Genomic DNA, 17,868 nt, shown 5'->3' with positions numbered 1-17,868 from the left:
GCCGGTGTTCTGACTTATCAGACCGGGCGGACCAGGATGTGCTTCTTCTTGCCGAGCGAGAGCTTGATCACGCCGTCGCCGGTCACTTCGCCGGAACCGACAATCATCTTTTCGTCCGATACGCCAGTGTCGTTGATCTTGACCGCGCCACCCTGGATATGACGACGGGCCTCGCCGTTCGAGGCCGCCAGGCCCGCCTTGACGATCAGCGCGAGCAGGCCGATGCCGGTTTCGAGTTCACCCTTGACGACCTCAATCGATGGCAGGTTGCCCGACATTGCACCTTCCTCGAAGGTCTTGCGCGCGGTTTCGGCGGCTTGCTCGGCGTTTTCACGGCCGTGCAGCATGGCGGTAACTTCGGTCGCGAGGATCTTCTTGACCTCGTTGATTTCCGAGCCGCCAAGCGCCGACAGCCTTGCGATCTCATCCATCGGCAGGGTGGTGTAGAGCTTCAGGAAGCGCGACACATCGGCATCCTCGGTGTTGCGCCAGTACTGCCAGAAATCGTAGGCCGACAGCATGTCCGGATTGAGCCAGACGGCGCCGTTCAGCGACTTGCCCATCTTTGCGCCAGACGAGGTGGTCAAGAGCGGAGAAGTCAGAGCGTAGAGCTGCGGCGTGCCCATGCGGTGGCCGAGGTCGATACCGTTGATGATGTTGCCCCACTGGTCGGAGCCGCCCATCTGCAGGCGGCAGCCGTAACGCTTGTTCAGCTCGACGAAGTCGTAGGCCTGCAGGATCATGTAGTTGAATTCGAGGAAGGACAACGATTGCTCGCGGTCGAGGCGCGTCTTGACGCTGTCGAAGGACAGCATGCGGTTGACCGAGAAGTGCCGGCCGACGTCGCGCAGGAATTCGAGGTAGTTGATGTCGCGCAGCCAGTCGCCGTTGTTGATCATCATGGCGTCCTTCGGGCTTTCGCCGTAGGAAAGGTAGTTCGAGAAGACGCGCTTGATCGAGGCGATGTTGCTTTCGATCGTGTCGACCGTCATCAGCTGGCGGGCGTCGTCCTTGAAGGACGGGTCCCCGACCATGCCGGTGCCGCCGCCCATCAGCGAGATCGGACGATGACCGGTCTGCTGCATCCAGTGCAGCATCATGATCTGGATCAGGCCGCCGGCATGCAGCGAAGGCGCCGTCGGGTCGAAGCCGATATAGGCGGTCACGGTTTCCTTGGCGAACAGTTCGTCGAGACCTGCCTCATCGGAGATCTGGTGAATGAAGCCACGCTCGTCGAGCGTGCGGAGGAAATCGGACTTGAACTTCGTCATGACGGTCTAACTTTCGGGTTTTCAGTAAATTCCGTCGGCGCTTTAGCATTGTTTTTTTGAAATGTGCACCCGTTTCAACCATGAATGTGCGCGATAGGTGGCATGCGAATCGGTGATGGTCCCATGACGGCATTGAAAACGGCGATCGGCCTGATGAGCGGCACATCGATGGACGGCATCGACGTGGCGCTGGTGAAGACCGATGGTGAAACCCTGGTGGAGCGTGGACCGTTTCTGTCCATACCTTACGAGCCCGCCTTTCGTGATCGGCTGAAGCAGGGGTTGGAGGACGCCAAGGCGATCACCATCCGCGAGCAGCGACCGGGGGATCTGGCGGGTATCGAGCGAGATCTGACCCTGCGTCATAGCGAGGGCGTTTCTCTGTTCCTGCAACGATACGCGCTCTCGGCAGCGGATATCGACCTCATCGGTTTTCATGGCCAAACCGTGCTGCATCGACCGGATCTGGCGCTGACGGTGCAGATCGGCGACGGTGCGCTGCTGGCGCGGGAGACGGGGATCGACATCATCTTCGACATGCGGGCCAATGACATGGTGCATGGCGGCCAGGGTGCGCCGCTGGTGCCCGTCTATCATCGGGCGCTTGCTCATCGGCTGCCGCCCGAACAATGGCCGGTCTGCTTCGTCAATATCGGTGGGATCTCCAACCTGACCTATCTCGATCGTGATGGCGCCGTCATCGGCTTCGACAGCGGGCCAGGCAATGCGCTGATCGATCAATGGGTCGAGGCACATGCCGGCATTCCCTATGACGAAGGTGGGCGTATCGCATCGGAGGGCAGGGTGCTGATGCCGCTGGCCGGGCGCTATCTTGCCAACTCATTTTTTACGACCAGCATACGCCGATCGCTCGATCGCAACGACTTTGTGCCGCCGACAGGAAGCGAAGCGGAACTGTCGGATGGAGCTCGCACGCTTGCCTATGTGTCGGCCGCGGCGATCATCAAATCTGCGGCGCATCTGCCGCGAACACCCAGGACCTATGTGGTCTGTGGCGGCGGTCGGCTGAACAGGATCATCATGGGTGATCTGGCGCGATTGGCGGACTTGCAGGGAGCGACTGTGCTGCGCGCGGAAGAGGCGGGGTTCGACGGCGATGCAATGGAAGCCGAGGCCTGGGCCTATCTCGCCGTGCGGGCGACCATGGGGTTACCTTTGACCTTTCCAACAACGACCGGTGTCAGGGAGCCGGTGACAGGGGGCGTTCTGGTCAGGGCGCATGCGCTGCCCGCAACGGAGCCTACAAAAGCCTGATATCCGCCGGGGTGCGGTCCCAGCGGTCCGTACGTCCGTCTTCGTAGGTTATCGGCGCGCTCGCCACTTCTGCCGCATCCACACCCTCCAGGCAGCAGATCTGCACATTCCAGTAGCGGCGTCCGTCGGAGGGTATGTCGACATAAGCGATGGGATGCACGCCGCAGGTCCGGCAAAAGTAGTGATGCGCAACATGGCTGCCAAAGGCGTAATCTTTGAGCGCCTCGCGACCCTGGCTGATGCGAACATCATCCGGTCCCGCCTTTGCACCCCACATGCGGTATTTGGCGCAGATCGAGCAGTTGCATTTCACCGTACCGAGGCCGAGATCGAGGTCGGCTTCGAAGGTGACTGCGCCGCAGTGGCAACTGCCATGATAGGTCCGTCGCATGGCCTTCTCCCGTTGCTATGCCGACGAGAGTGTTGTCGCAAAGGCCTCGCCGTCGCGCAAGCCGAGTTCGAAGGCATGACGTAGGCCCTTGGCATCGCCGACGGCGAATTTGTTGACCGGAACATCTTCGCTTGGGGCAACGACTTGCCTGTTCGGCGCCTGTGGCGGCGGGCGCCCGTACCGGGTGGAGAGCAACAAGGTCCGGCCACCCTGTCGTTCGGTTTCCACAAGTTTGCGCAGCGGCGGATTGTCGACCAGTCCTCCGTCCAGGTGAGCTATCCCTCGGATCCGTCCGATCGGCATGAAAGGCGGTACGGACGAGGTTGCCATGATCGCATCGACCAGATCCGCCGGTGTCTCGATGTCGTGGGTCGAGATCCAGGCCGGCTTGAGGCCGAGATAACCCCGGCCCTGGAATAGGAACCACTGGTGACCGCTTTTTCGAGTTGGTAAGCTGCTATCGAGCCGATCGCGGCCAGACCGCCGGGCATCCATGCCGGCGGGCGCGATAACTGGATCAGGATTGGTGGGGCGGCCTTCAGGGCAACGAGTTCAGCGGCGCCGAATTGCTCGGTGAGAAAATGCCGGAAGAGGGCGCCGACGACGAGCGGCGACTGCCGCGTCCGCAATCGCGACCAGTCGATGCCGGGTATTCCTTTCTCGGCAAATGAGAAAGCCGCATTGCGCGCCCTTTCACCAACGCCGGCAACATTCATCACGCAATGATAGGCGCCGGCCGACACGGCGACGTAAAACTTCGGCTTTACCGGGTGCATGGCATTGAGCGACTGGAAAAAGCCGCTCTGCCAGTAGCAGCGGTTGCCACCGCCGGCAAAGCCGATTGCATCGAAGGTCGGATGTTCTGGCATGTCTACCTATGGTCAGGTCGGGCGATACTTGGTGATCGGCAGAGCCATCAAACTTGCTGTCCCACAAGGTGCGATCCCTGGCATTTTTGTCAATCGACATCGGAACTGCACTGACGGACGGCCACAAAAAAAGCGCCGGTCTTTCGAACGGCGCTTTGCACTTGCTTTTTCCGGGACTTAGCGGATGCGCTTGGCAGCCGGTTCAGGAACCAGTTCGCCTTCGAGGCGGCGGTCGAGGTAGTCCTCGCATTCGCCCATCAGCGTTTCGATCTGGCCGTTGAAGAAGTGGTTTGCGCCCGGAATCGTCTTGTGGGTGATCAGGATGCCCTTCTGGGCCTTGAGCTTGTCGACCAGGCCCTGGACATCCTTTTCCGGCGCGACCTTGTCGCTGTCGCCATGAATGATCAGGCCGGACGACGGGCAGGGCGCGAGGAACGAGAAATCATAGGTATTCGGCTGCGGCGCGATCGACATGAAACCTTCGATTTCCGGGCGACGCATCAGAAGCTGCATGCCGATCCAGGAACCGAAGGAATAGCCGGCGACCCAACAGCTTTTGGAATCCGGATGCAGGCTCTGGACCCAGTCGAGCGCCGAGGCTGCGTCCGACAGTTCGCCGGCGCCGTGGTCGAATTCGCCCTGACTGCGACCGATGCTGCGGAAGTTGAAGCGTAGCGTGGTGAAACCGCGCTTCTGGAACATGTAGAAGAGCTGGTAGACGATCTGGTTGTTCATCGTCCCGCCGAATTGCGGATGCGGATGCAGGATGATCGCGATCGGCGCGCTCTTTTCCTTCGAGGGCTGGTAACGTCCTTCGAGACGACCCGCAGGGCCGTTGAAAATGACTTCGGGCATTGGGACTCCGGTCAGTAAGAATTTTACAGTTCTGTTCCACCAATTTAGAAACCTGACTTGACGACGCCAGTCAGCTTTTCTAAAACGAAGTTTAGAATTGTTCGAAACTGGATGGCTGTGCATCCGGGATGAACGTGTCATAGTGCAAGCCCGGCCAAAATTTCAAGAAAAATGCGCCGGTGCTAATCAGAGGTTTTCCGCAACAGATGGCGATTGAGCGCATCTATCTCGACTGGAACGCGACCGCGCCGCTTCTCGGCTGCGCGCGCGATGCCATGATCGAGGCGCTGTCTTTGCCCGGAAATCCGTCTTCGGTGCATGCGGAAGGCCGGTCTGCCAGGACGCTTGTCGAGAAAGCGCGCCGCGATGTCGGTGCGATGGTCGGTGCATCGTCGGCAACGGTGATCTTTACCGCAAGTGCGACTGAAGCTGCCAATCAACTGCTGTCGCCGGTCTATCGCATGGGGCGCTCGGCCATTTCCATCGGCCGGCTCTATGTCTCTGCGATCGAGCACCCGGCCATTCGCGCCGGCGGACGCTTTGCCGCAGATCGGATGCGCGAGATATCGGTTAAGCCGTCTGGTGTGATCGATCTTGATTCCCTTGCCGCGCATCTTGCCGAACACGATGCGACTGCCGGGCTGCCGCTCGTGGCGCTGATGCTGGTCAACAACGAGACCGGCATCGTTCAGCCTATCGCCGAGGCGGCGGCGCTTGTCCACAAACACGGTGGCTTGCTGGTCGTCGATGCCGTTCAGGCAGCCGGTCGCCTGCCTGTTTCGATTGAGGCGCTCGGTGCCGATTTCCTGATCATCTCCGCACACAAGATCGGTGGTCCCAAAGGCGTCGGGGCGGTGATTGCGCGCGGCGAGGCCCTGATGCCGGAGCCTCTCGTACGGGGCGGCGGCCAGGAAAAAGGGCATCGGGCGGGTACGGAAAATGTTGCGGCGATCGCCGGTTTTGGTGCTGCGGCCCGGTTTATGCTCGATGGGCTTGAGGCCAGAAATGCTGCCATCGCGCTGCGTCGCGATCGCCTGGAGACCGCCATGCTGCAATATGCGCGGGATGTGCTGATCTATGGCCGAGGCGAACAGCGCGTGGCCAATACAAGTTTCTTCCATCTGCCCGGGCTGAAGGCCGAGACCGGACAAATTGCCTTCGATCTCGAGGGCGTAGCGCTTTCGGCCGGTGCCGCCTGCTCTTCGGGCAAGGTCGGCGCCAGTCATGTGTTGACGGCGATGGGCGAAGACGCAGCGACCGGCGCGCTCAGGCTTTCGCTCGGGCCTTCGACCACCGATGCGGAAATCGACAGGGCGATCGACGTCTTCGCCAAGGTGGCCGGACGGCGCAAGCTCTCGGGGCAGGCCGCGTGAAATTGAGGAAGAAATTGGGTTTTGCCAATTTTTACCTTGCCAAGAGGGGGTGAAATAGTGCCTCCGAACATTACATATGGCGGACATCCCGCCCAACGTTAACAAGCTGCCGGACTTTGACCCGGCAAGATTGGAGAACGACCATGGCTGCTGTGCAGGAAACCATCGATCAGGTCCGCCAGATCGATGTCGATCAGTACAAGTATGGTTTTGAAACCACCATCGAAGTCGACAAGGCCCCGAAGGGTCTGTCCGAAGATATCGTCCGCTTCATCTCGGCCAAGAAGAACGAGCCGGAATGGATGCTGGAGTGGCGTCTTGACGCCTACAGGCGCTGGTTGACGATGGAAGAGCCGACCTGGGCGCGCGTCAACTATCCGAAAATCGACTTCAACGACATCTACTATTATGCCGCGCCGAAGAGCACGGCCGGCCCGACCTCGATCGACGAAGTCGATCCGGAACTGCTGAGGGTATACGAAAAGCTCGGCATTCCACTGCGTGAGCAGGAAATTCTGGCTGGCGTACAGACTTCGAAGATCGCCGTAGACGCGGTGTTCGATTCGGTCTCGGTTGTCACCACCTTCAAGGAAGAGCTGAAAAAGGCCGGCGTGATCTTCATGTCGATCTCTGAGGCCGTGCGCGAGCATCCAGATCTGGTAAAGCAGTATCTCGGCTCGGTCGTGCCGGTCACCGACAACTATTATGCGACGCTGAACTGCGCCGTGTTTACCGATGGCTCGTTTGTCTACATCCCGAAGGGTGTTCGATGCCCGATGGAGCTTTCGACCTATTTCCGCATCAACGAGAAGAACACCGGCCAGTTCGAGCGCACGTTGATCATCGCCGAAGAAGGCGCATACGTGTCCTATCTTGAAGGGTGCACAGCGCCGCAGCGCGACGAAAACCAGCTGCATGCGGCGGTCGTCGAACTCGTCGCCATGGATGATGCCGAAATCAAGTATTCGACCGTCCAGAACTGGTATCCGGGCGACAAGGATGGCAAGGGCGGTATCTACAACTTCGTCACCAAGCGTGGCGATTGCCGCGGCCATCGCTCGAAGATTGCCTGGACCCAGGTCGAGACCGGTTCGGCGATCACCTGGAAATATCCGTCCTGCATCCTGCGCGGCGACGACAGCCAGGGCGAATTCTACTCGATCGCGGTGTCCAACGGTCACCAGCAGGTCGATAGCGGCACGAAGATGATCCATCTCGGCAAGAATACCCGCAGCCGCATCATCTCCAAAGGCATCTCGGCCGGCGTGTCGCAGAACACGTATCGCGGCCAGGTTTCGATGCATCGCAAGGCGGAAAATGCGCGCAACTTCACCAATTGCGACTCGCTTCTGATCGGCGACAAATGCGGCGCCCATACGGTGCCTTATATCGAAGTGAAGAACTCCACCGGCAAGATCGAGCACGAGGCCACCACCTCGAAGATCTCCGAGGACCAGAAGTTCTACGCCATGCAGCGCGGCATCCCGGAAGAAGAGGCGATCGCCCTGATCGTCAACGGCTTCGTCCGCGACGTCATCCAGGAATTGCCGATGGAATTTGCCGTCGAGGCCCAGAAGCTGATCAACATCTCGCTCGAAGGTTCGGTCGGCTGATCGCCGACCGACTTCGCACCGCATTACGCTGCGCGAAAGCGCACCCACAATCTGTCCGAAAGAACTGCTATGCTTGAGATCAAGAACCTGCACGCCCGTATCGCCGAAGACGGCACCGAGATCATCCGCGGCCTGAACCTGACCGTCAAGGCTGGTGAAGTGGCTGCCATCATGGGTCCGAACGGCTCCGGCAAGTCGACGCTGTCCTACATCCTGTCGGGCCGCGAGGACTATGAAGTCACCGAGGGCGACATCCTTTACAATGGTGAGAGCATCCTCGAACTCGACCCGGCCGAGCGCGCCGCCAAGGGCATCTTCCTTGCCTTCCAGTATCCGGTCGAAATTCCGGGTGTGGCTACCATGCAGTTCCTCAAGGTCGCGATGAATTCGCAGCGCAAGGCACGCGGAGAGGATGAACTGACGACGCCGGAATTCATCCGCCGCGTCAAGGAAGCCGCCGCCGAGCTGAAGATCAATCCGGACATGCTGAAGCGTCCGCTGAACGTCGGCTTCTCGGGCGGCGAAAAGAAGCGCGCCGAAATCCTGCAGATGGCGCTTCTCGAGCCGAAGCTGTGCATCCTCGACGAAACCGATTCCGGCCTCGACATCGACGCGCTGAAGATCGTTGCTGATGGCGTCAATGCGCTGAAGCGTCCGGATCGCGCCACCGTGGTTATCACCCACTACCAGCGCCTGCTCGATTACATCGTGCCGGACAGCGTCCATGTTCTCTACAAGGGCCAGATCATCAAGAGCGGTGACAAGGATCTTGCACTGGAACTCGAAGCCAACGGCTATGCCGACATCACCGGTCAGGCAGCCTGAGGGCTCTCAAGTTTGAAGGAGTTGCAACGATGACATTGCAAGCGGCCAACCGGCTCACCGCAGCCGAGACCCAGCTCATCGACGCCTATACGAACCAGATCGGCAGCCTGCCGGGCGACGGAGCCGTGCTACTGCAGCGCGACGGTCTGTTCGACGCCTTGAAGCGTCAAGGTCTGCCGACCCGACGTGTCGAGAGCTTCCACTATACCGATCTCAAGGCACTGCTGCGTGCGCTGCCGGCAGACGAAATCTCGGCCATTGCCCAAAGCGTTCGGCCGATTGTCACGGGTGCGACGGTTCTGGCCATTCGCCAGGGCGTGGCGCAGGATGTCGGTACACTGCCGGAAGGCCTGACGGTGACTGCCTATCGCGACAGCCTGAAGGATGGCTCTGCCGCCCCGGCATTGACCGCCTATAGCAGCGAAGACACGATCGGCCGGATCAACGGTGCCTTCGTCCGGGATGGTTTCAGCCTGAGCGTTGCCGATGGCGCCGAGATCGAACAGCTGATCGAATTGCAGTCGGTGCATGCCGCCGGACATCTGCACCTGCGCTTCCCGGCCGTCTTCGGCAAGGGTGCCAAGGCAACCATCGTCGAGCGCCATGTCGGCCAGTCGGATTCGGCCGCCCTTGCGACCGTCGTTGCCGACCTGACACTGGGTGAGGACGCGGAGATCACCTGGGTTATTCTCCAGGGCGAGGGGGATGCCGACAGCCATCTCGGCCAGATCCGCGCCGATCTCGGCACAAATGCCAAGTTCCGCCTGTTCGTCGTCAATGCCGGCGGCAAGCTGGTGCGACAGGAAGTGCATGTGAAGACGACGGGCGAAGGCTCCGACTTCACGCTGCGCGGCGTAAATCTACTGGGTGGCGATACCCATACCGACGTTACGATGACGCTCGGCCACAACGTGCCGCATACGACGTCGACGGAAATCATCCGCAACATCGTCTTCGATCGCGCCAAGGGCGTGTTCCAGGGCATGATCCGGGTTGCCCCGGATGCCCAGAAGACCGATGCGCGCATGGCCTGCAACACGTTGTTGATGTCCGACGATGCCGAATTCTCGGTCAAGCCGGAGCTTGAGATCTTTGCCGACGACGTGCAGTGCGCTCATGGCGCGACGGTCACCGATATCCAGAAGACCCATCTCTACTATCTGATGTCGCGCGGCATTCCGGAAAAGACGGCCCGTGGTCTGCTGATCAACGGCTTCGTCGCCGAAATCGTCGAGGAGCTGGAAAACGAGGCGCTCGTCGAGGCGCTGGAAACCATCATCACGGATTGGCTGGAGCATCATGGCTGACACCGGCGTGATCAAGGCAGGATATGATGTCGAGGCGGTGCGGCGGGATTTCCCGATCCTGTCGCGCGAGGTCTACGGCAAGCCGCTGGTCTATCTCGACAATGCGGCTTCGGCACAAAAGCCGCAGATGGTGATCGACGCGATCAGCCACGCCTATAGCCACGAGTATGCGAATGTGCATCGCGGCCTGCATTTCCTGTCCAATGCCGCGACCGATGCCTATGAGGGCGCGCGCGAAAAGGTGCGGCGGTTCCTGAATGCCGGCTCGATCGACGAACTGGTCTTCACCAAGTCCTCGACCGAGGCGATCAACACGGTCGCCTATGGCTGGGGCATGAACCATATCGGCGAGGGCGACGAGATCGTCCTTTCGATCATGGAGCATCATTCGAACATCGTGCCATGGCATTTTCTGCGCGAGCGCAAGGGTGCCAAGCTTGTCTGGGCTCCGGTCACCGACGATGGTGCGTTTGATCTCGAAGCCTTCGAAAAGAGCCTGACCGAACGAACCAAGCTCGTCGCCATCACCCATATGTCGAATGCGCTTGGCACTGTCGTTCCGATCAAGGAGGTCTGCCGGATCGCCCATGAACGGGGCATTCCGGTCATGGTGGACGGCTCCCAGGGCGCAGTCCATCTGCCGGTCGATGTCCGCGATCTCGATTGCGACTGGTATGCCGTCACCGGCCACAAGCTCTATGGTCCGTCGGGTATTGGCGTGCTCTACGGCAAGATGGAGCGGCTGAAGGAAATGCAGCCCTTCATGGGCGGCGGCGAGATGATCGTCGAGGTTACGCAGGATCTCGTGACCTATAACGAGCCGCCGCATCGCTTCGAGGCCGGCACGCCGCCGATCGTTCAGGCGATCGGGCTCGGCTATGCGCTCGACTACATGGAAAGCATTGGCCGTGAGGCGATTGCAGCCCATGAGGAGAGCCTGCGCGCCTACGCGCATGAGCGGCTGTCGGCGATCAATTCGCTGAGGATCATCGGTAACGCGCCGGGCAAGGGCTCGATCTTCTCCTTCGAGCTTGCCGGCATCCATGCCCATGACGTGTCAACGATGATCGATCGGCGCGGCGTTGCCGTGCGCGCGGGCACGCATTGCGCCCAGCCGCTGCTCGCACGATTTGGCGTGACGTCGACTTGTCGTGCCTCATTTGCCCTTTATAACACCCGCGAGGAAGTCGATGCGCTGGCGGATGCGCTCGACTATGCCCGAACCTTCTTCGCCTGAGGATGACCCGATGAGTGATACCGAAACCAAGCCGGATGTCCGCGAAGGCATCGTACAGACCAGCCTGCCGGCCGAGGAAGTGGCGCGCCTGTCTGACGACATCATCGCGGCGCTGAAGACTGTCTACGATCCGGAAATCCCGGCCGACATTTTCGAACTCGGTCTGATCTACAAGATCGACATCGAGGACGACCGTTCGGTGAAGATCATGATGACGCTGACGGCGCCCGGTTGCCCGGTTGCCGGCGAAATGCCGGGCTGGGTGGAAAACGCCGTCGGTTCGATCGAGGGCGTCTCGGGTGTTGACGTGTCGATGACCTTTGATCCGCCATGGACGCCGGACCGCATGTCCGAGGAAGCCCAGGTCGCCGTCGGCTGGTACTGAGCCGCGACACGGCCGGCCACCGTTCGTGACTAGCCGGCAAGCCGCGTGCCTATGCTCGATGATCAATGACTGCTAATGTGTCCCTGCATGGTCCGACAGCCGCATATGAGGCTGGGCCATGAAATGGAGGGGGACATGCTCGGCAGGCCTCATGCCTTTATCCTTGTCAGTGCACTGACGATCGCGACGACGCTTCCGGCAGTCTCGCACGCTGAGGACGCATCCACAAAGCTTCCGACTGAGGAAGAGCTGGCAAATGACAACCAGCTTTTCATCAATCTGGCGCGAAAGGTGCTGAAATGGGACGAGCCGACCGAACCGTTCAGGATGGTCGGACCGCTCTATTTCGTCGGAACGAAGGGGCTCAGCTCGTTTCTGTTTTCGACCTCGGAAGGGCTGATCCTACTCAATACGGCCATGCCGGAGACTGGCGCCCTTGTCCTTCAGTCGATCCGCAAGCTGGGGTTTAGGCCCGAGGACATCAAGATCATCATCAACGGGCATGCTCATTCCGATCACGCGGGCGCCTTTGCCCAGATCAAGCAACTGTCCGGCGCGAAACTCGCCGTCATGGAGGCCGATGTCGGGCCGATGGAGGACGGTGGCAAAAGCGATTTTCACTATGGCGACGACTGGAAGATCATGGGCTTTCCACCGGTGAAAGTGGATCGCATCCTTCGCGACGGCGATACGGTCAGGCTCGGTGAACTCGTGCTGACGGGCTACAATACGCCCGGACATACGCGGGGATCGACGACATGGGTGACGCAGCTTGTCGATGACGGCAAGGCCTATACGGTCGTTTTTCCGGACGGCGCTGGGTTCAATCCCGGCTATCATGTGGTCAAGCAGCCGTCCTATCCGGGCATCGAAGGCGACTATCGTATCACACACCACGTGCTGGAGATGCTCAAGCCCGATATCTGGGCCGGGCACCATACGGAATATTTCGACATGGAAAACAAGCGCAAGCGGGCCGAAACCGAGGGCGTTTCGGCATGGGTCGATCCCGAAGGATATCGCCGCTTCGTTGCCGAGAAGAAGCATGCCTTCGAGGCGCTTGTCGACGAGGAAATGGGCGTTTCCGCACAGCCGGTGCCATAGTCCCCACGCCAGAATCCATTGGCGTTTCTGCGCATCTCGACCGGAGGATGCGGGTGACTGAGTCACTTGCCTCAAGCTAACCGTGTTCCCTCGGCTATGCTCTCTCTGTTTCTCCCCCTCGCTGGTGCTGGACCGATGTCTGGCCTGGAAAGGCCTTAGACCAGTCGATAGTCGCGATCGAAATAGACCAGCGACTGGCCGTCTTCGCGTGTCCTGACGTCAATCACTTCGCAAAACAGCACATCATGCGTCGCACCGTCGGCGATCGAGGCAATGCGGCAATCGAAGGTCGCGAGTGCGCCCGGCAGGCGGTGGCTGCCGGTTTGCGTTCTTTCCCACTCTGCAGCCGCGAAACGTTCCTCGACGGGGGTCTTGCCGCCGAAGATGCGGCTCAGGTCCCGATGCCCGCCTTCCAGCACATTGACGCAGACCACGCCATTGGCCTTGACGGCAGGATAGGCAGAGGAGCCGCGGTTGAGGCAGACGAGCAGGGTCGGCGGATTGTCGGAGACACTGGTCACGGCGGTGGCGGCAAAGCCTGCCCTGCCGCCAGCACCGTCCGTCGTCACGATATTGACCGCGGCTGCCATGCGCGCCATGGCATTGCGATAGGCGAGGCGGATGTCCTCGCTGGTTTCGCTGCGCGCTTGCATGGGCTCGGGTTCAATGGTCTTGGCAGCCAGCATGGCAGTCTCCTTGATCGGCATCAGCTTACGACAGGAAGTCGAGCACGGTTTGGTTGAAGGCGTCGGGATCGGTGACGTTCACGGCATGGCCGCCGAAGTCGCGCAGCGCGAGCGTTGCGTTCGGGAGGCCTTCGGCCAGGCGCAGTGAGCGGGAATAGGGGACAAGCAGGTCGTCACGCGTGGCGATAAGCAGCGTCGGCGTGGCGATCGCAGCCAGATCGGTATCGACATCGAAGGCGCGCAGGGCGGCAATGCGGCGCAGGATATTGGCCTTGCCCTGGAAATGCGCGATGGCATGGGCCTCTTCGGCCGCCATGCGCTGCGGGTTTTCCGCCATGAAGATCGCGGGATAAAGGAAGAGCGGCTGCGCCTTGACGAAGGCCGGAATGCCGGACTTTTCCAGGAGCTCGATGCGGATGTCAAAGCAGCGGCCGGAATGCGGATCGGCCTTGCTCCAGGCATTGATCAGAACCTGTTTTGCGATGCGTCCTGGCTGGCGCAAGGCAATGTCCAGCGCCATCAGGCCGCCCAGCGCATGGCCGATGAAATGGAATCGCTCAAGCTTCAGGCCGTCGGCGATCGACAGCACGTCGTCGGCCATGGCGCGGATACCGCCGTTTTCCGGGACCTCGCCACCCGTCCTGCCGCAGCCGGTATGATCATAGGTGATGACGCGGAAGCTCTTGGACAGTGCCGAAATCTGAGGAGCCCAATAGCCGCCTGATCCGCCGAGACCGGAGGACAGGATGATGGTTTCGGCGCCTGTGGCCTGATTGCCATGGATGTCGTAGTGCATGCGTGCTTTGCTCTGGCTTTGCCTTCACCAGGCCCATCTCGCCGCGGGCGGGGAGAGGGCACGGCTGCCCTTTGTGCGAGGGAAGCCTCCGATGCAGGCGGATTGCGGTCTTGTCTCCTCTCCCCCGCTTGCGGGGGAGAAGGTGCCCGTGGGCGGGTGAGGGTGTATGTGCCTCTTACTTCGTTCCGATATGCGCGACCGTGGCGATCTCGACCAGTGCGTCCGGCTTTACCAAGCCGCACTGAACGCAGTAGCGGGCCGGCTTGTCGCCAGGGAAGTATTCGGCATAGACCTTGTTGACCGCCTGGTAATTGGCCCAATCGGTCACAAAGATATGGTTCATCGTGACGTCTTCCATCGTGCCGCCGGCGGTCTCGATCACCGACTTGATCGTCTCCAGGACGTGACGCGTCTGGGCGCCTGCGTCGCCGACATGCACGACGTCGTTGTTCTTGTCGAAGGGAAGCGTGCCCGAGACATAGACGATGCCGTCTGCCAGCGTGCCGGGAGAATAGGGCGCTATCGGCTTTTGGGTGCCTTCGGGAACGATGATGGTCTTCGGCATGGTCTTCTCCGTGTTGTCCTGTTGGGTTTCAGATGGCGTCGGCGGGGGCTGCCTGCGAAATCACGCTGCAGAAGTCGTTGACGGTTGCGACCCAGCCAAAGAATTTCTCGACATTGTAGACGGTCGCCTGCTGGATGAAGTCCGGGCCTAGGTGATGGGTCGCGTCTTCCAGCATCACGCCGAAATATTCGAGGTGGAAGGCATCGCGCAGCGAGCTTTCGACGCAGACATTGGTGGCGATACCGACGAAAACGAGATTGCGGATGCCGCGGGCGCGCAGCACGCTGTCCATGTTGGTGTTGAAGAAACCGGAATAGCGGGTCTTCGGCACCAGGATGTCGCCCCGCTGCGGCTGCAACTCGTCGACAATGGCATAGTCCCAGGTGCCCTTGGCGAGCAGTTGCCCCTGCAGTTCCGGCCGCTGGCGCATGGTCTTGAGGGCGTTCGACTTGTGCCAGTTCGGTGAGCCCGGGCCGCCGGCCTCGACATAATCCTTGTCCCAGCCGTTCTGGAAATAGACGACGAGAACGCCGGCCGCACGGGCAGCGTCCAGGGTCTTCTTGATGTTGCCGATGGTCGACTTGGCGCCGGAAATGTCGAAACCGGCGAGGTCGACATAGCCGCCTTCGGTCGAATAGGCGTTCTGCATGTCGACCACGACGACGGCGGTTTCGCTCGGTTTCAGGCTGATTGGCTCGGGGCGGGCGGGCAGGGTGACGCTCTTTGTTCGTTCGGGGCGCGGCTGGTAGCCCGCGACAACGGCCTCGCTCATTCGGCGGCCTCCAACATCGACGTGACATGCTGCCGGCTCTTCATCAGCGGCTGCACGTATTTGCCGAATTTCTCGATGCCCTCGACGAAATCGTCGAAGGTCAGCATCACGCCGCCGGTTCCCGGCACCTCGCTCATTTCGTCGAGCATGCTTGCCACCTCCGCATAGGAGCCGATCAGCGTGCCCATGTTGATGTTGACGGCGGAGACCGGGTTGGACATGTGGCGGACATTGGTGTCCGAACCGGACTTCGTGTCGGCTGCGCTTTGCAAGCCGAGCCACTTGATCGCCTCCTCGTCGGCGCCGGCCTTGTAATGCTCCCATTTGGCAAAGGCGGCTTCGGTCGTTTCCTCGGCCAGAACCATGGTCAGTACGAAGGAGCGCACGTCGCGGCCGGTCTTTTCCGTTGCGGCAAGCAGGCGTTCGTTGGTCGGGGCGAAGGCCTTTGGCGTATTGACGCCGACGCCGAAGCAGAAGCTGTAGTCGGCGAATTCTGCCGAGAATGCCAGGCCGGCATTGGAGGATCCGGCGCAAATCAGCTTGACGTCGCCCTGTGGCACCGGTTTCATCCGGCAATCATCCATCTGGAAATACTTGCCCTTCAGGTCGGACTGGCCGTTGCCCAGCAGATCCTTGAGGACGGTGGTGTATTCGCTGAGATAGGCATAGCGGTCGGCGAAATATTCGTCGCCGGGCCACAGGCCCATCTGGCTATATTCCGGACGCTGCCAGCCGGTCACGAGGTTTACGCCAAAGCGACCGTTGGAGATGGAATCAATGGTGGTCGCCATGCGGGCGACAATCGCCGGCGGCATGACCAGGGTTGCCGCGGTGCCGAAGAGTTTGATCTTCGAGGTGACGGCGGCTAGGCCGGCCATCAGCGTGAATGATTCGAGATTGTAGTCCCAGAACTCGGTCTTTCCGCCGAAGCCACGCAGCTTGATCATCGAAAGGGCAAAGTCGAAGCCGTATTGCTCGGCCTTCTGGGTGACTTCCTTGCACAGGTCGAACGTCGGCTTGTACTGGGGAGCATTCTCAGACAACAGCCAGCCATTGTTGCCGATCGGAATGAAGACGCCGATTTCCATGTCATATTCTCCGCTTCGAGGGGCATGGGATGCCCGGATGGGTTCGGAGATATAAAAGCAATCGGCGTGCCATTTCAAAAAAACTCATTTGAAACAGTATGTTGATCTATGGTCCGTAAAATAATTTACCGATTGGTCAAAATTTCAACGAACAAGAGGTGAAAATTCCAGTTTTTGCCGAAGTGATGGGCGTGCCTTGCGCGCAATTTGATCGTTGCCAGGTTGTGACATCGGCTTCCGGGGGGGCAAACATCTGATAATGATCAAGTTTAAGGCTTGTTGCTAAAATGCCCAGAAATTCGGCGGGACAGCAGGGCGCTTGTATCGGCTCTGAGGCTTCCCTCGATTTTGACCTTTCGAAACGGTGCCGGATGCGGCTGGCACTATTGAACGCTTAACCCGGCTCCCTTACATTGGCACCGAGAAACTCCGGGCCTTGAACCCGGCTGTTGAAGGAGAATGAGCCGATGGGCTTTCAGATCATGAGCATGAGCGATGCGGCAGCGAGCCGCGTCAAGGCAATCGTCGAGAATTCCGGACCGGAAGCTCAGGGTATCCGGGTCGGGATAAAGAAGGGCGGTTGCGCCGGAATGGAATACACGATTGATCTCGTCCGGGAGATCAATGCCAAAGACGATCTGATCGAGCGCGATGGCGCGCGCGTATGGGTCGATCCTGCTGCTGTACTTTATCTGCTCGGCACTGAAATGGACTTCGAGACCACCACGCTGCGCTCGGGCTTCACCTTCCACAATCCCAACCAGACCTCGGCTTGCGGCTGCGGCGAATCGGTCGAGCTCAAGGCGGCGGATCTGGCCGAACTGGCACGCCAGAAGCAGGCCGAGACGGCCTGACCGGTAAGCGATTTCTGCAGATTAGCGCCCGGCTTTGCCGGGCGTTTTTTTATGCCTATTAATGTCGGTAGCTTGATTGAAGATGCGGTGAAATTCTAGTTTCGTAAGAAAATATCTTGAGGATTTTAGAGGTTCCGCATATTTTGCGTTTATGGAAAGCATTGACCGTAAAATCATAAATCTTCTCGCTGAGGATGCCCGCCGCTCGCTCGCCAGTATCGGCGAGGTCGTGGGGCTTTCGGCTTCAGCTGTCAACGAGCGTATCCGTCGGCTTGTGGCCATCGGCGCGATCCGGCGCTTTACCGTTGACGTCGATCCTGCAGCTCTCGATCTGCCCATCACCGCCTTCGTGCTGGTCGCGCTGAACTATGACGCCGGCGAAGATGCGTTCAAGGCCGCGATCAAGGCGCATCCGGCGGTGCTCGAATGCCATCATGTCACGGGGGGCTGGTCCTACATGCTGAAGATTAGAACCGCCGACCTCGGCGGGATCGAGGCGTTTCTTGCAGACCTGAAGGCTGGTCGTTTCGTCGCGCGGAGCGAGACCATAATCGCACTCTCGACGGTCTGTGAGCGCGGCTTCGCCGGGATGGAGGGCTGAG

At 60.2% G+C, this 17,868-nt stretch carries 20 protein-coding genes; 10 read left to right on the top strand and 10 right to left on the bottom strand.

Features of this window, described 5'->3' with window-relative positions; genetic code table 11:
- Positions 1 to 17: 17 nt before the first annotated feature.
- Positions 18 to 1,271, bottom strand: coding sequence for a tyrosine--tRNA ligase (tyrS, locus tag IM739_RS13695; protein ID WP_237368271.1), 1,254 nt, complete (start codon positions 1,269 to 1,271; stop codon positions 18 to 20).
- 123 nt (positions 1,272 to 1,394) lie between these two features.
- Here tyrS and IM739_RS13690 point away from each other — a divergent pair, with 123 nt between their 5' ends.
- A complete protein-coding gene (locus IM739_RS13690) occupies positions 1,395 to 2,546 on the top strand; it encodes an anhydro-N-acetylmuramic acid kinase (RefSeq protein ID WP_237368270.1) in 1,152 nt (383 codons plus the stop codon).
- Here the strand turns inward: IM739_RS13690 and IM739_RS13685 are convergent.
- The 4 genes from IM739_RS13685 to IM739_RS13670 form a co-directional block, all read right to left on the bottom strand.
- The gene (locus tag IM739_RS13685) at positions 2,533 to 2,937 is read right to left on the bottom strand and encodes a GFA family protein (RefSeq protein ID WP_237368269.1); all 405 of its coding nucleotides are present in this window, start codon (positions 2,935 to 2,937) and stop codon (positions 2,533 to 2,535) included. The two genes, IM739_RS13690 and IM739_RS13685, sit on opposite strands and share 14 nt — an antisense overlap.
- 15 nt (positions 2,938 to 2,952) lie before the next feature.
- Positions 2,953 to 3,282, bottom strand: a complete 330-nt coding sequence (locus IM739_RS13680) for a patatin-like phospholipase family protein (protein ID WP_442981135.1) — start codon at positions 3,280 to 3,282, stop codon at positions 2,953 to 2,955.
- Positions 3,213 to 3,806: a hypothetical protein gene (locus IM739_RS13675; RefSeq protein WP_237368267.1), complete on the bottom strand. Its 594-nt coding sequence runs from the start codon at positions 3,804 to 3,806 to the stop codon at positions 3,213 to 3,215. The genes IM739_RS13680 and IM739_RS13675 overlap by 70 nt, the downstream gene beginning before the upstream one ends.
- A 177-nt stretch (positions 3,807 to 3,983) precedes the next feature.
- A complete protein-coding gene (locus IM739_RS13670) occupies positions 3,984 to 4,661 on the bottom strand; it encodes an alpha/beta hydrolase (RefSeq protein ID WP_237368266.1) in 678 nt (225 codons plus the stop codon).
- Positions 4,662 to 4,867: 206 nt separating this feature from the next.
- Between IM739_RS13670 and IM739_RS13665 the strand changes: the two genes are divergently transcribed.
- The 7 genes from IM739_RS13665 to bla all read left to right on the top strand — a co-directional run bounded on the left by IM739_RS13665 (position 4,868) and on the right by bla (position 12,505).
- Entirely contained in the window at positions 4,868 to 6,034 is a 1,167-nt protein-coding gene (locus IM739_RS13665; protein ID WP_237368265.1) for a cysteine desulfurase family protein, read from the top strand.
- 143 nt (positions 6,035 to 6,177) lie between these two features.
- On the top strand, positions 6,178 to 7,647 hold the full coding sequence (gene sufB / locus IM739_RS13660) for a Fe-S cluster assembly protein SufB (RefSeq protein ID WP_237368264.1): 1,470 nt from the start codon (positions 6,178 to 6,180) through the stop codon (positions 7,645 to 7,647).
- A 69-nt stretch (positions 7,648 to 7,716) separates the two neighbouring features.
- The gene (sufC, locus tag IM739_RS13655; protein WP_237368263.1) at positions 7,717 to 8,472 is read left to right on the top strand and encodes a Fe-S cluster assembly ATPase SufC; all 756 of its coding nucleotides are present in this window, start codon (positions 7,717 to 7,719) and stop codon (positions 8,470 to 8,472) included.
- A gap of 29 nt (positions 8,473 to 8,501) precedes the next feature.
- Positions 8,502 to 9,779 carry a Fe-S cluster assembly protein SufD gene (gene sufD, locus IM739_RS13650; RefSeq protein ID WP_237368262.1) on the top strand — a complete coding sequence of 426 codons (1,278 nt, stop codon included), beginning with the start codon at positions 8,502 to 8,504 and terminating at the stop codon, positions 9,777 to 9,779.
- The gene (locus IM739_RS13645; protein WP_237368261.1) at positions 9,772 to 11,016 is read left to right on the top strand and encodes a cysteine desulfurase; all 1,245 of its coding nucleotides are present in this window, start codon (positions 9,772 to 9,774) and stop codon (positions 11,014 to 11,016) included. Before sufD ends, IM739_RS13645 begins: the two co-directional genes overlap by 8 nt.
- 10 nt (positions 11,017 to 11,026) lie before the next feature.
- Positions 11,027 to 11,401 carry an SUF system Fe-S cluster assembly protein gene (locus tag IM739_RS13640; protein WP_237368260.1) on the top strand — a complete coding sequence of 125 codons (375 nt, stop codon included), beginning with the start codon at positions 11,027 to 11,029 and terminating at the stop codon, positions 11,399 to 11,401.
- 135 nt (positions 11,402 to 11,536) lie between these two features.
- Complete coding sequence (gene bla, locus IM739_RS13635; RefSeq protein WP_237368259.1) at positions 11,537 to 12,505, top strand: subclass B3 metallo-beta-lactamase; 969 nt, start codon at positions 11,537 to 11,539, stop codon at positions 12,503 to 12,505.
- Positions 12,506 to 12,660: 155 nt separating this feature from the next.
- Here the strand turns inward: bla and IM739_RS13630 are convergent, their stop codons facing one another.
- The 5 genes from IM739_RS13630 to rutA all read right to left on the bottom strand — a co-directional run bounded on the left by IM739_RS13630 (position 12,661) and on the right by rutA (position 16,412).
- Positions 12,661 to 13,188 (bottom strand): flavin reductase, encoded by a 528-nt coding sequence (locus IM739_RS13630; RefSeq protein WP_442981134.1) that lies wholly within the window; start codon positions 13,186 to 13,188, stop codon positions 12,661 to 12,663.
- A 28-nt stretch (positions 13,189 to 13,216) separates the two neighbouring features.
- On the bottom strand, positions 13,217 to 13,987 hold the full coding sequence (gene rutD, locus IM739_RS13625; protein WP_237368257.1) for a pyrimidine utilization protein D: 771 nt from the start codon (positions 13,985 to 13,987) through the stop codon (positions 13,217 to 13,219).
- A 175-nt stretch (positions 13,988 to 14,162) separates the two neighbouring features.
- Positions 14,163 to 14,552: a pyrimidine utilization protein C gene (rutC, locus tag IM739_RS13620; protein WP_007599555.1), complete on the bottom strand. Its 390-nt coding sequence runs from the start codon at positions 14,550 to 14,552 to the stop codon at positions 14,163 to 14,165.
- Between the two features lie 28 nt (positions 14,553 to 14,580).
- Positions 14,581 to 15,324 (bottom strand): pyrimidine utilization protein B, encoded by a 744-nt coding sequence (gene rutB / locus IM739_RS13615; protein ID WP_237368256.1) that lies wholly within the window; start codon positions 15,322 to 15,324, stop codon positions 14,581 to 14,583.
- The gene (gene rutA / locus IM739_RS13610; protein WP_237368255.1) at positions 15,321 to 16,412 is read right to left on the bottom strand and encodes a pyrimidine utilization protein A; all 1,092 of its coding nucleotides are present in this window, start codon (positions 16,410 to 16,412) and stop codon (positions 15,321 to 15,323) included. Before rutA ends, rutB begins: the two co-directional genes overlap by 4 nt.
- Before the next feature lie 467 nt (positions 16,413 to 16,879).
- Between rutA and sufA the strand changes: the two genes are divergently transcribed.
- Positions 16,880 to 17,266: a Fe-S cluster assembly scaffold SufA gene (sufA, locus tag IM739_RS13605; protein ID WP_237368254.1), complete on the top strand. Its 387-nt coding sequence runs from the start codon at positions 16,880 to 16,882 to the stop codon at positions 17,264 to 17,266.
- A 151-nt stretch (positions 17,267 to 17,417) separates the two neighbouring features.
- Positions 17,418 to 17,867 (top strand): Lrp/AsnC family transcriptional regulator, encoded by a 450-nt coding sequence (locus tag IM739_RS13600; protein ID WP_237368253.1) that lies wholly within the window; start codon positions 17,418 to 17,420, stop codon positions 17,865 to 17,867.
- Position 17,868: the final 1 nt, after the last annotated feature.

It is taken from the genome of Rhizobium sp. SL42 (assembly GCF_021729845.1).
GTDB lineage: Bacteria > Pseudomonadota > Alphaproteobacteria > Rhizobiales > Rhizobiaceae > Allorhizobium.
Note: the sequence above shows the minus strand (reverse complement) of the source record. Positions and strands in the feature narration are given on the sequence as shown.